The organism is Prauserella muralis (assembly GCF_003202285.1).
Classification (GTDB): Bacteria; Actinomycetota; Actinomycetes; order Mycobacteriales; family Pseudonocardiaceae; genus Prauserella_B; species Prauserella_B muralis.
On record NZ_MASW01000007.1, the window covers coordinates 368,118 to 380,702 of the forward strand.

Annotated in this window: 10 protein-coding genes; 6 read left to right on the forward strand and 4 right to left on the reverse strand. The window is 70.6% G+C overall.

What is annotated here, in order from left to right:
- Positions 1-76: 76 nt before the first annotated feature.
- From BAY60_RS31350 to BAY60_RS31375, 6 genes are all read left to right on the forward strand, one after another.
- Complete coding sequence (locus BAY60_RS31350; protein WP_112285022.1) at positions 77-1,531, forward strand: flavin-containing monooxygenase; 1,455 nt, start codon at positions 77-79, stop codon at positions 1,529-1,531.
- Positions 1,532-1,726: 195 nt separating this feature from the next.
- Positions 1,727-4,216, forward strand: a complete 2,490-nt coding sequence (locus BAY60_RS31355) for a ribonucleoside-diphosphate reductase subunit alpha (RefSeq protein ID WP_245992895.1) — start codon at positions 1,727-1,729, stop codon at positions 4,214-4,216.
- Between the two features lie 23 nt (positions 4,217-4,239).
- Complete coding sequence (locus tag BAY60_RS31360; protein ID WP_112285580.1) at positions 4,240-5,286, forward strand: ribonucleotide-diphosphate reductase subunit beta; 1,047 nt, start codon at positions 4,240-4,242, stop codon at positions 5,284-5,286.
- Positions 5,287-5,387: 101 nt separating this feature from the next.
- A complete protein-coding gene (locus tag BAY60_RS31365) occupies positions 5,388-6,842 on the forward strand; it encodes a cytochrome P450 (RefSeq protein WP_112285023.1) in 1,455 nt (484 codons plus the stop codon).
- A gap of 169 nt (positions 6,843-7,011) precedes the next feature.
- Positions 7,012-8,868, forward strand: a complete 1,857-nt coding sequence (locus tag BAY60_RS31370) for an EAL domain-containing protein (protein WP_112285024.1) — start codon at positions 7,012-7,014, stop codon at positions 8,866-8,868.
- A gap of 190 nt (positions 8,869-9,058) precedes the next feature.
- The gene (locus BAY60_RS31375) at positions 9,059-9,523 is read left to right on the forward strand and encodes a peroxiredoxin (protein WP_112285025.1); all 465 of its coding nucleotides are present in this window, start codon (positions 9,059-9,061) and stop codon (positions 9,521-9,523) included.
- Between the two features lie 16 nt (positions 9,524-9,539).
- Here the strand turns inward: BAY60_RS31375 and BAY60_RS31380 are convergent, their stop codons facing one another.
- The 4 genes from BAY60_RS31380 to BAY60_RS31395 form a co-directional block, all read right to left on the reverse strand.
- Entirely contained in the window at positions 9,540-10,211 is a 672-nt protein-coding gene (locus BAY60_RS31380; protein WP_112285026.1) for a DNA alkylation repair protein, read from the reverse strand.
- An 87-nt stretch (positions 10,212-10,298) separates the two neighbouring features.
- A complete protein-coding gene (locus BAY60_RS31385) occupies positions 10,299-11,483 on the reverse strand; it encodes an LCP family protein (RefSeq protein WP_112285027.1) in 1,185 nt (394 codons plus the stop codon).
- Positions 11,484-11,525: 42 nt separating this feature from the next.
- A complete protein-coding gene (locus BAY60_RS31390; protein ID WP_342769804.1) occupies positions 11,526-11,789 on the reverse strand; it encodes a class I SAM-dependent methyltransferase in 264 nt (87 codons plus the stop codon).
- A 95-nt stretch (positions 11,790-11,884) separates the two neighbouring features.
- Positions 11,885-12,583 carry an alpha/beta hydrolase gene (locus tag BAY60_RS31395; protein ID WP_112285028.1) on the reverse strand — a complete coding sequence of 233 codons (699 nt, stop codon included), beginning with the start codon at positions 12,581-12,583 and terminating at the stop codon, positions 11,885-11,887.
- Positions 12,584-12,585 lie beyond the last annotated feature (2 nt).

Here is a 12,585-nt window from a genome sequence, read left to right on the forward strand (position 1 = left end):
ACGTGTCCGAAAATATCAACTTCTTGTCCGCGGCTGGCCTGGAGCACCCGGATGGGGGTACCTAGCCTTTCCGGACATGGCCACCACTCGCACCACCGCGCTCATCGTCGGCGCGGGCTTCGGCGGCATCGCGATGGCGATCGAGCTGCGCAGGGCAGGCATGCACGACTTCGTCGTCCTCGAGAAGGCGGCCGACCTCGGTGGCGTCTGGCGGGAGAACACCTACCCCGGCTCCGGCTGCGATGTGCCGTCGCCGCTCTACTCGTTCTCGTTCGCCCGTAACCTCGCCTGGCCGCGGCGCTACGCCGCCCAGCCCGACATCCACGCCTACCTCGACCGCACGGCGCGGCACTACGGCGTGCTCAGCCACGTCCGCTTCGGCCGCGAGGTCGTCGCCGCCGAGTTCGACACCGGCATCGCGGCGTGGCGGGTGCACACCGCCGAGGGCGAGGAGTACGTGACGCGGGCGTTCATCCCGGCCACCGGTCAGCTGTCCCGGCCTGCCCTGCCGCCCCTGCCCGGCATCGACAGCTTCCGCGGCGAGTGGTTCCACTCCGCCGAGTGGAACCACGACTGCGACCTCACCGGCAAGCGGATCGCGGTGGTCGGCACCGGCGCGAGCGCGATCCAGTTCGTGCCCGAGATCCAGCCGAAGGCCGCGCGGCTCACGGTCTTCCAGCGCTCGGCGCAGTACATCATGCCCAAGCGCGACCACGCCTACACTCCCAGGCACCACAAGGCGTTCCGGATGCTGCCGCTGCTGCAGACACTGGACCGCCTCGGCTTCTGGCTCTACGCCGAGTTCGCGCAGCAGTGCCTTTCCCGGTGGCAGGGCTTCACCCCGGTGTTCGCGCGGCAGACCCGCAAACACCTGCGCGAGAAGGTGGCCGACCCCGAACTGCGCCGCAAGCTCACCCCCGACTACGCGCTGGGCTGCAAGCGCGTGCTGTTCAGCAACGACTACCTGCCCGCACTCACGCGGTCCAATGTAGAACTCGTCACCGAGCGCATCACGGAGGTGACCCCGACGGGCGTGCGCACCGCCGGCGGAACGCACCACGAGGCGGACGTCATCATCTACGGCACCGGGTTCGCGACGCAGGACATGCTGGCACACCTGAAGATCCACGGACTCGGCCACCGGTCGCTGTCCGAGGCGTGGGCCGAGGGACCCCGCGCGCATCTGGGCATCACGGTTCCCGGGTTTCCCAACCTGTTCCTGATGTACGGGCCCAACACCAACCTCGGCGGCGGCTCGATCATCTACATGCTGGAGAGCCAGGCCCGCTACATCCGCGACGCGGTCCGCCTGCTGAACGCCCACCCCGGCCGCTGCCTCGACGTGCGCCCCGAGTCCGAGCAGGCCTGGGACACCGAGGTGCAGGACAGGCTCGCCCGCTCGGTGTGGACCCGGTGCAGCAGCTGGTACCGCAACGAGCACGGCCGCGTGGTCACCAACTGGCCGGGCCGGACCTTCGAATACCGCAGGCGCACCCGCCGCGTCAACCTCTCCGACTTCACGATCGGCTGAGTTCGGGACGTGGCGTGGAACACCCCGACACGCCACATCTTGGGTGTCGAGCAAACTTCACCCCCAACATGTAGTCTCCTGATCACCGGCGGCGGGGGTATGCCGCCGGACGTCGTGAGCTGATCGCGTACCCGGGTCAGCCTGCCGGCCCGCGCCGGCAGGCCGGCCGAACGCACCCTTTTTCAGGAGTCGTGCATGTCTGTCGAAACCACCCCCCGGCCGCCCGCCGCGGCCGGGACCACGGACTCCGCGCTGCGGATCCGCACCACCGCCGGGGGCCTCGAGCCCCTCGACTGGGACCGGGTGACCCGGGTCGTCGGCGAGGCCGTCGCCGGGCTCGCCGACGTCTCGGCCGAGCCCGTGCTCGCCGAACTGCGCCGCAACGTCTACGACGGCATCACCGCCGACGAGCTCGCGCTCGCGCCGGTACTGGCCGCGCGCACACTCGTCGAGCAGGAGCCCGGCTACTCGTTCGTGAGCGCCAGGCTGCTGCTGGACAAGGCCCGCACCGAGGCGCTGAGCCACCTCGCGGGCACGCCGACGCAGGCAGGACAGCAGGAGATGGCCGGCCGCTACGCGGACTACTTCCGCGACTACCTGCGGCGCGGGATCGAGCTGGAGCTGCTCAGCCCGGAACTGGCGACGTTCGACCTCGACCGGATCACCGCCGCACTCCGCCCGGAACGCGACCTCGAGCTCGGCTTCCTCGGCCTGCAGACACTCTACGACCGCTACTTCCTGCACCACGACGGCACGCGGTTCGAGCTGCCGCAGGCCTTCTTCCTGCGGGTGGCGATGGGCCTGGCGCTGCGCGAGGACGATCGCGAGGCGAGGGCCGTCGAGTTCTACGACCTGCTGTCGACGTTCCGCTTCATGGCGTCGACGCCGACGCTGTTCAACGCGGGCACCACCCGCCCGCAGCTGTCGTCGTGCTTTCTCACCACGGTCGAGGACGACCTCGGCGCCATCTTCCAGGGCTATCGCAACAACGCGCTGCTGGCGAAGTACTCGGGCGGGCTGGGCAACGACTGGACCCCGGTGCGTGGCCTCGGCGCCCACATCAAGGGCACCAACGGCCAGTCGCAGGGCGTCGTGCCGTTCCTCAAGATCGCGGGCGACACCGCGGTCGCGGTGAACCAGGGCGGCAAGCGCAAGGGAGCGGCGTGCGCGTACCTGGAGACCTGGCACATCGACGTCGAGGAGTTCCTCGACCTGCGCAAGAACACCGGCGACGACCGCAGGCGCACCCACGACATGAACACGGCCAACTGGGTGCCCGACGAGTTCCTGCGCCGGGTCGAGGCCGACGCCGAGTGGACGCTGTTCTCCCCCGACGAGGTGCCCGACCTGCACGACCTCTACGGCACGGCGTTCGCCGAGCGCTATCGCGCCTACGAGGCCGCGGCCGACCGGGGCGAGATCAGGGTGTTCCGCCGCGTGCGCGCGGTGACCCTCTGGCGGCGGATGCTGACCATGCTGTTCGAGACCGGCCACCCGTGGATCACGTTCAAGGACCCGTGCAACCTGCGCTCGCCGCAGCAACACGCCGGGGTGGTCCACTCGTCGAACCTGTGCACCGAGATCACGCTGAACACCAACGCCGACGAGGTGGCCGTGTGCAACCTCGGCTCGGTGAACCTGGCGCGGCACGTCACGGCGGAGGGGCTGGACACCGACCTGCTCCAGCGGACCGTCACCACGGCGGTGCGCATGCTCGACAACGTGATCGACATCAACTTCTACACCATCCCGGAGGCCGCCGCGTCGAACCTGCGGCACCGCCCCATCGGGCTGGGCATCATGGGCTACCAGGACGCGCTGTTCGAACTGGGCCTGCCCAGCGCCTCACCGGCCGCGGTGGAGTTCGCCGACCGCAGCATGGAGCACCTGAGCTACTACGCCATCGCCGCGTCGTCGCGGCTGGCGCGGGAGCGCGGCCGGTACGAGAGCTTCGAGGGATCGCTGTGGAGCCGGGGGATTCTCCCCATCGACTCGCTGCGCCTGCTCGCCGAGGCGCGCGAGGGCGACGCGCTCGACGTGGACTTCTCGTCCACGCTGGACTGGGACGAGCTCCGGGAGCGCGTGCGCACCACCGGCATGCGCAACTCCAACGTCATGGCGATCGCGCCGACGGCCACGATCTCCAACATCTGCGGGGTCGGCCAGTCGATCGAGCCGCTGTTTCGCAACCTGTTCGTCAAGTCGAACATGTCCGGCGACTTCACCGTGGTCAACCCGCACCTGGTGCGCGAGCTCAAGCGACGAGGACTGTGGGACGAGCAGATGGTGTCGGACCTGAAGCTCCACGACGGCGGCCTCGGCGAGATCGGCCGGGTGCCGGACGAGGTGAAACGGCTCTACGCCACGGCGTTCGAAGTGGACAGCCACTGGCTCGTCGACGCCGCCTCCCGGCGGCAGAAGTGGATCGACCAGGCGCAGTCGCTGAACCTCTACCTCGCCGCGCCGAGCGGGCGCAAGCTCGACGAGCTCTACCGCCACGCGTGGCACAAGGGCCTGAAGACGACCTACTACCTGCGTACCCAGTCGGCGACGCACGTGGAGAAGAGCACGCTGCACGGCACCGACGGCAGGCTCAACGCCGTCTCCCCCGCCGTGCCCGCGAGCCCGCCGGCCGGCGCGGACGCCTGCCGCATCGACGACCCCGGCTGCGAAGCCTGCCAGTAGGAGGACGACCACCCGTGACGACCATGCAGGGATTCACCGTCGAACGTGGCGCAGCCCGCGTCAGCGTCGACGACAAGGCGATGATCAACGCCCGCGCCGACGTCAACCAGCTGCTGCCGCTGAAGTACGGCTGGGCGTGGGAGAAGTACCTCGCCGGATGCAGCAACCACTGGATGCCCACCGAGGTGTCCATGCAGGCCGACATCGCGCTGTGGAAGTCGCCCGGCGGGCTCACCGCCGACGAACGGCTGATGCTCAAGCGCAACCTCGGCTTCTTCGCCACCGCCGAGTCGCTGGTGGCCAACAACATCGTGCTGGCCGTCTACCGGCACCTCACCAACCCCGAGTGCAGGCAGTACCTGCTGCGGCAGGCGTTCGAGGAGGCCGTGCACACGCACACCTTCCAGTACATCTGCGAAAGCCTCGGCCTCGAGGAGGGCGAGCTGTTCAACTCCTACCGCGAGGTGCCCTCGATCGCGGACAAGGACGCCTGGGCCCTGCGCTACACGCAGCACCTGGAGGACCCGGACTTCGCCACCGGTACGGCCGAGGCCGACCAGGCGTTCCTGCGCGATCTCGTGGCGTTCTACGTGGTGTTCGAGGGAATGTGGTTCTACACCGGGTTCGCGCAGGTGCTGTCGCTGGGCAGGCGCAACAAGATGGTCGGCATCGCCGAGCAGTACCAGTACATCCTGCGGGACGAGTCGATCCACCTGAACTTCGGCATCGACTGCGTCAACCAGATCAAGCTGGAGAATCCGCACCTGTGGACCGAGGCGTTCCAGGCCGAGGTGCGGGGCATGCTGGCCGAGGCGTGCGAGCTGGAGGTCGCCTACGCCCGCGACACGATGCCGCGCGGCATGCTCGGGCTGACGGCGCAGGCCTGTGAGCAGTACCTGCGCTTCATCACCGACCGGCGCGCCCAGCAGCTGGGGCTGGCGCCGCCGTTCGGAGAGCGGGAGAACCCGTTCCCGTGGATGTCGGAGGCCATGGATCTGAAGAAGGAGAAGAACTTCTTCGAGACGAGGGTGATCGAGTACCAGAGCGGCGCCGCGCTCGACTGGGACTGAGTCCCCGCTCCACAGGGCGGGCGCCCTTCCGGGGGACCCCTCTTGTCAGCCTGCCAATAGTGCGGGACCGTGGGGACCGGCTCAGCGAGGAGAGGGTCGCCATGGTGACAGCCGTCGACAGGATGACCGAGACGCTGCGCGAACGGATGCCACCGCTCACGGCGCTGCCCCTGCCCCGCGCCGTCGACGAGCGCATCCTCGCCAGGCGCTGGCCCGAGGGCGAGCTGGCGCCACCGCCGCCGGGCAGCGGGCTCAAGCCCGTGCTCGGCGACGCGGGCCCGCCGGTGATCGGGCACACGCTGCGGCTCATGCGTTACGGCGTGGACTACGGCCTGCGCCGTTACGAGCGCTACGGGCCGGTGTGGTGGTCGGGCGCCTTCGGCAGGCGCATCGTCACGCTCACCGGCGCGGAAGCCACCCAGCTCGCGCTCGTGAACAAGGACAAGGCGTTCTCCCAGGAGGGCTGGCGGTTCTTCATCGAGCGCTTCTTCCACCGCGGGCTCATGCTGCTGGACTTCGGCGAGCACCACGCCCACCGGCGGATCATGCAGGAGGCCTTCACCCGCGACCGGCTGCACGGCTACGTCGAGGCGATGGCTCCCACCCTGCGGGCCGGGGTCGCCGCGTGGGCGGCGACCCCGCGTCCCCGCCTGTACTGGTCGCTCAAGCAGCTCACCCTCGACGTGGCGACGCGCGTGTTCATGGACATGCGCAGCGGCGGCGACGCGCTCAGGATCAACAGGGCGTTCGTCGACTGCGTGCGCGCGGCGACCTCGGTCGTGCGCTACCCCGTTCCCGGCGGCCGGTGGCGGGCCGGGCTCAACGGCAGGCGCGTGCTCGAGCGTTACTTCGCCGCTCACCTGCCGGCCAAGCGCGCGGCCGACGGCGACGACCTGTTCTCGGCCCTGTGCCACGCGACGGCCGACGACGGCGAGCGGTTCTCCGACGCCGACGTCGTCAACCACATGATCTTTCTCATGATGGCCGCCCACGACACGTCCACGATCACGAGCTCGGCCGCCGCCTACTACCTCGCCAAGCACCCCGAATGGCAGGAACGGGCCAGGGAGGAGTCGCTGGCCCTCGGCGCCGAGGCGCCCGACGCCGCCGCGCTCGACCGGCTGCGGACCCTCGACCTGGTGATCAAGGAGTCCCTGCGGCTGGTGGCGCCGGTGCCCAGCATGTCCCGCAAGACGGTCGCCGACACCGACGTGCTCGGCCACTACATCCCGGCGGGCACACTGGTCGGCATCTCGCCGTCGATCAACCACTTCGACCCGCGGCACTGGACCGACCCGCACACCTTCGACCCCGAACGCTTCGCCGAGCCGCGCCGGGAGGACAAGGCCCACCGCTACGCGTGGATGCCGTTCGGCGGCGGCGCGCACAAGTGCATCGGCATGCACTTCGGCATGTTCGAGGTGAAGGCCCTGCTGCACGAGATGCTGCGCACCTTCCGCTGGAGTGTCCCGGACGGCTACCGGGTCCGCTGGGACTACGTGTCGCTGCCGGTGCCGGTCGACGGGCTGCCTGTTGATCTCCACCCCCTGCGATGACGGAGAGTGATCCCCGCCGGTCGGAGAACCACCCTTCCAGCCGGTAGACACCCTGTGTCGTGCATGATGCTGTGGCAGGGCTCCTGGCCAACTCGGTCTCGTCGTGGCCTGCCACAGCCGACCACGAGGGCACCGAGCTGGCCTTCAACGCTTTCTGGAGAGGTGCACGGTGCCGGAACCTGGTGACACACCAGGGACAACGGGGCTCGCCCGCCGCTGGGCGGCGCGGCTCGCCGACACGAACGGTGTCGAGCTTCCCGCCGACGAACTCGAACGGATCCTCACCGCCGTCGCCGCCGAGGCACGCGCCGAAGCAGAGGCGGCCAGGGACGCGGCGGTGCACCGGCTCGCGACACTCTACTCAGCGTCACCCCACGGGGTGGCGCTGACGGATCAGGACGGGCGCATCCTCGACGTGAACCCGGCGTTCACGCGCATCCTCGGCCACAAACCGGAGGATCTCGCCGGAACGGACGCGGCCGCGCTCGCCGCCACCGAGCACGAGGCGGAGACGATCCGCTCCGCCTTCGCCGAGTTGCGTGCCGACGGCCGCCAGCGGCACCGCGAGCAGCTGGAGCTCGACCACGTCGAGGACGGTCCGCTGAGGACGAACGTGACCATCGCCGGGCTGCCCGGCGACCGCGAGGGCTCGCTGTACCCGGTGCTGATCGTGGAGGACGTCAGCGAGCTGCACCTGCTGCGCGACACGCTGCGCAGGCAGAACGTGCAGGATCCGCTCACCGGGCTGCCCAACCACAGCAGCTTCGTCAACAAGCTGGAGGCGACGCTGGCCGCGCCCGGCGACGGCCAGCTGGCGCTCATCTACTTCGACATCGACGGCTTCAAGGTCGTCAACGACGGGCTCGGGCCCGGCGCGGGCGACGAGGTGCTGCGGCACGTCGCCCGCACACTGGCGGCGGCGTTCGCCGGGCACGACGCGTTCGTGGCGCGGCTGTCCGGCGACGGCTTCGCGGTGCTGATGCACGGCGAGCTGTCCAGCGCCGGTGTGATCGACCTCGTCGAGGACGCGATGCGTGAGCTCGCCGAGCCCTGCTACGTCGACGGCAACGGCGTCGCCGTGAGCGTCAGCGTCGGCATCGTGGTGCAGGACGCCGCGGGCCAGACGCAGGAGGATCTGCACAGGGCCGCCGAGATCACCCTGCACAGGGCCAAGGAGAACGGCCGCGCCCAGTGGATGCTGTTCGAGCCGGACCTCGACCACCTCGACCGGCGCCGCTACGGCATCGGCGCGGTCATCGGCGGCGCGCTGGAGAACGGCGAGTTCGAGCTGGAGTACCAGCCGACGGTCAAGCTCGACGGCAGCAACGAGGTGGCCGTGGTCAATGCCGTGCTGCGCTGGCGGCACCCCGAGCACGGCGTGCTGAAGGCCGACGAGTTCTACCCACTGGCCGACACCACGGGCATGACGGCCAACCTCGGCCGGTGGCTGCTCACCGAGTCGATGGCCGAGGCCGCCTCGTGGCACGAGCAGTTCAGTGCGGCCCCTGACCTGTGCGTGCGGCTGCCGACCCGCATGGCCATCGACCCCAACCTCGTCGGCATCATCCGCACCGAACTGGAGCAGACGAAGCTGCCGCCGGACAAGCTGCGCCTGTGCACCGACAGCATCGCGCTGTTCGACCCGCGCGGCGAGGTGCCGGAGGCGCTGGCGGTGCTCTCCGAGCTGGACGTCAAGATCACCCTTGCGGTGTCGGGTGCCGCCGACCTGGAGCTGGCGCACGCGAACAAGCTGCCGGTCGGGTACGTCATCCTGTCCGGGCCCCTGGTCGACGCGCTCGCCCGCGAGGGCCCGGAAGCCGACGGCGCCCGCAAGCACCTCGTCACCCTCATGGAGCGGGCCTGCGAGCTGGGGATCCGGCGGATCGGCGCGGAGGGGGTCCACACCCCCGAGCACGCGAGCAGGCTGCGTGAGCTGGGCATCGTCGCGGGCCGGGGTGAGCTGTTCGGGCGGGCCGCGAGCGGGGCGGAGATCAGGTCCCTGATCGAGCAGCACGGGCCCCGGTGACCCGGACCGTTCCCGCGGGAGCCGATGCCGGCTCGGGCCGCGAGCCGAAGGGCACCGCGGGCACGCATCAGGTGCCCACGGGCACCTTCGGCACGGCGACAGCGTCAAGGGCACGGCGGGACACGGCGGGAATGCCGGCCTCGCCACAGCTCCCGGCCGGGTTGGCGGCGCGCGACACTAGGGTCACGGTATGAAGCAGGCAGAGCTGGCCCCCGATTTCACGCTGCCCGACCAGACCGGCACGCCCCGGACGCTGTCCGGGTTTCTCGAGACCGGTCCCGTCGTGCTGTTCTTCTACCCCGCCGCCATGACCCCCGGCTGCACCGCGGAGAGCTGCCAGTTCCGCGATCTGGCTGCCGAGTTCCGCGACGCGGGCGCCCATCGCGTGGGCATCAGCCCCGACCCGGTGGACAAGCAGCGCCGGTTCGCCGAGGCCCACAGCTTCGACTTCCCGCTGCTGTCCGACACCGACGGCACGGTCGCCGCGCAGTTCGGGGTGCGCCGCAAGCTCGGGCCCCTGCTGACGAAGCGCCATACGTTCGTCATCGGCACCGACCGGACCGTGCTGAGCGTGATCAAGAGCGAGCTGCGGATGGCCGTGCACGCCGACAAGGCGCTGGAGGTGCTGCGCCACCACAACCGGACCGCCTCCTGACGCGGCGCGAGCCGGCCTACGCGCCCTGCTGCCTGCTCACCATCTCGGTGATCCAGACGGGCGCGAACGGAGACGTGCAGTTCGGGGGAGTCGGATAGTCCTTGAGCACCTGCAGGCGCTCACCGATGTCGATGGCGCGGGCGCGGTGCTCGGCGTGCTCGATCCCGATCTGGGCAAGGCAGTGGTTCATCGCCCACTGCAGGCGATCGGGCGCGTCCTTCATCTCCGCCTCGATCACGTCGAGCAGTCCGGCGAGATCGAGGCCGCCGGGCTGCTTGGCCACCCGCTCGGTGGTCAGCGCCCAGCCCGCACTCGCGACCACCGGGTCCGGATCGGCGGACCAGGCCAGGCGCAGCTGCTCGGCATGCGGGCTCTTCTTCACCACGTAGTTCACGAGCCAGTCGTGCACCTTGGGAGTCCGCGCCTCGCGCACCATGGCGTCCAGCTCGTCCCGCGAGAAGGCCTTCGGACGGCAGATCAGCAACGCCAGCAGCCTCGCCGCGCTGTCCCCGGTCTCCCAGAGCCGGCCCGCGAGTTCCTGCTGCGTCTTGAGCCGCTTGGCGAGCGCGCGCAGCTTGCCGAGGTTCACCCCGTGATCGTCACCGTGCTTCTCGTTCACCTCGCGGATCTTGGGGTCCTCGAGCGCGGCCAGCTCGGCCAGCACGTCGGCCACCGGCGTCTCGGTCATCTGTGCCTCCTGTGTCACGCCGCGCCCAAGGTGCCCTTCGGTACCCGATGCGTGCCCACGGTGCCCTTCGGCTCGCCGTCCGGGGCGCTAGTTGTAGATCACGCTGTCCGGCAGCGGCGTGTCGTTGCGCAGGGCGTCGAACAGCTGCTGGGACTTCGCCTCGTCCCAGTACTCCGCCGAACTGGACGTCACCGGCACCGTCGTGGTGACCACCCCGCCGTCGGAGATGCCCCGCATGGCCCAGGCAAGCCCCACCAGGTTGTGCAGGTGGTCGTCGGTGTCCATGGTAAGCGCGTCCGGCGCGTCGGCGAGCAGCGGGAACACGTCGAAGGGATTGAGCAACGTCGCCGGGCTGGCCATCTGGCTCGCCATCGCGCCGATGAACTTGCGCTGGTTGGCGACGCGGTCGAGGTCCGAGCGCGGCGTGGCGGAGCTGTAGCGCATCCGCACGAACCCCAGGGCCTGCGCGCCGTCGAGCGTCTGCTTGCCCGCAGGGATGGTGATCCCCGTCTTTGGGTCCTTCATCTCGGCCGGGATGTCCATCTCGACCCCGCCCATGGCGTCGACCATGTTGGCGAACCCGCCGAAGCCGATCTCGGCGTAGTGGTCGATGTGCAGCCCGGTGGCCTGCTCGATCGTGCGGGCCAGCAGGGGCGCACCGCCGATCGCGAACGCGGCGTTGATCTTGCTGGTGCCGTGGCCGGGGATCTCGACCACCGAGTCGCGGGGCAGGCTGAGCAGCGTGGGCGCGGTGTCGTTGTCCGGGAGATGGGCGATCATGATGGTGTCGGTGCGCTGGCCGCCGGAGTCGCCGGTGGCCAGGCGCGCCCTGTCCTCGGCGTCGAGACCCTGCCGGGAGTCGGAGCCGACGATGAGCCAGTTGGTGCCCTCGGCGGCGGCGGGCTGACCCTCGTACTCGGGCAGCGCGTCGATCCGGTTGATCGAGAACTCGAGGTACAGCCACACCGAGGCCAGCACCAGCACGAACACCATGAACAAGGCCATCACGACCCGCCCGAAGGTCCAGCGCCTGCGTTTGCGCGGCCTTGCAGGCGGCATCGGCGGCTCGCCACGCCCGGGCGGCGGCTGGTGCGGCGGCGGCGCGACGCGGGTCTGCTGCGGCGGCCTGCGCGGCGGCCCCTGCCTGGCCCGCTCGCTGCCGGGAACAGGCAGCATCTGCGCGCTCTGGTGCTGCCGGGGGCCGCGCGGTGGCCGGCGACCCGGAGGCGGCTGCTGTCCGCCGTACTGCCCGCCGTGTCCGCCGTACGTCATGACCTCTCCGCTCGCCGTCGTGCTGCCGACCTGCGGCCCCTACTAAACCGCACGCTCCGCAGAGGGAGACGCACGGTCCCCCGATCGGGTTGTGTCGGTCAGCCCCGGCCGAAGGAAAACTGCGGGACATGGACGTAGCCGGGACGGAAAACCCGCCTCCGAACACGCCAGGTGGAACGCCCACATCCGGCGGAACACCTGGTCGAACCCGAGCCCGGCGACGTCGTCCCGGGGCTCGAGGAGCCGCGCCCGCCAGTGTTCCAGTGTACGGGCGTGGTCCTGGCCGAACAGGCGGACGGCGAGCAGCGACGTCTGCTGTGCCGTTCCACCGCCTCGATGTCAGTGCCCTCGGCCTCGCGGTGGTCCTGCAACCGCAACGTCCACCGTCCTGACCGGCTCGTTCACAGCGGTATTCGCAGCCGCTCCGGCTCCGGTTTGGTCCAGGCCGCGTCCAGCAGGGTCGCGCCGGCGCCGGGCAGAGCCAGAGTGCGCGCGACGAACTCCACGACGAGCCGGGTCCACACGCCTGCGCGGCGCAGCATCGCGTGCCCCTCCGCCGCCAGTTCGAACCGGGCCACGTCGGCGGCGTGCCCGGCGGCGCGCACCGCGTAGTGATACGAGTCACCGGGCTTGGTGACGCGGTCCTGCAGACCGTGCGCGATGAGCACCGACCGCGCCGCGACGGGCTCGACCGGCTCGCCCCGTGGGGTCCAGGGCGCCAGCGCGCACACCCCGAGCACCGCCGGGTCGTCGGCGGCGCGCAGCGCCACCCTGCCGCCCATCGAGTGGCCGACGAGCACGACCGGCAGCCCCGGGCGTTCGGCATGGATGCGCTCCAGTGCCCAGCGGGCGTCGCGCAGCGGGTCGCAGGCCGGCTCGTTCCAGCCGCGCACCCGGTTGCGCAGCAGGCGCACCTCAAGGCCGTGCCGCCCGCCCGCCGCGGCCAGCGCCCTGACGAAGGGCACCATGCGCAGGTAGGCCAGCCGCCACGGCCGGACCTCGCTCAGCCCGTGCTCGGCGCCGCCGTGCAGCACGAGGGCCACCGCCGCCGCCTCGCCGTGCGCCGGGCGCACGGCGAGACCCGGCCGTTGCTCGTCCACCC

Excerpts from the sequence above, each read along its gene's own strand:
- BAY60_RS31350 (WP_112285022.1), top strand. The coding sequence starts at position 77 with ATGGCCACCACTCGCACCACCGCGCTCATCGTCGGCGCGGGCTTCGGC.
- BAY60_RS31355 (WP_245992895.1), top strand. The coding sequence starts at position 1,727 with ATGTCTGTCGAAACCACCCCCCGGCCGCCCGCCGCGGCCGGGACCACG.
- BAY60_RS31360 (WP_112285580.1), top strand. The coding sequence starts at position 4,240 with ATGCAGGGATTCACCGTCGAACGTGGCGCAGCCCGCGTCAGCGTCGAC.
- BAY60_RS31365 (WP_112285023.1), top strand. The coding sequence starts at position 5,388 with ATGGTGACAGCCGTCGACAGGATGACCGAGACGCTGCGCGAACGGATG.
- BAY60_RS31375 (WP_112285025.1), top strand. The coding sequence starts at position 9,059 with ATGAAGCAGGCAGAGCTGGCCCCCGATTTCACGCTGCCCGACCAGACC.
- BAY60_RS31380 (WP_112285026.1), bottom strand. The coding sequence starts at position 10,211 with ATGACCGAGACGCCGGTGGCCGACGTGCTGGCCGAGCTGGCCGCGCTC.
- BAY60_RS31385 (WP_112285027.1), bottom strand. The coding sequence starts at position 11,483 with ATGACGTACGGCGGACACGGCGGGCAGTACGGCGGACAGCAGCCGCCT.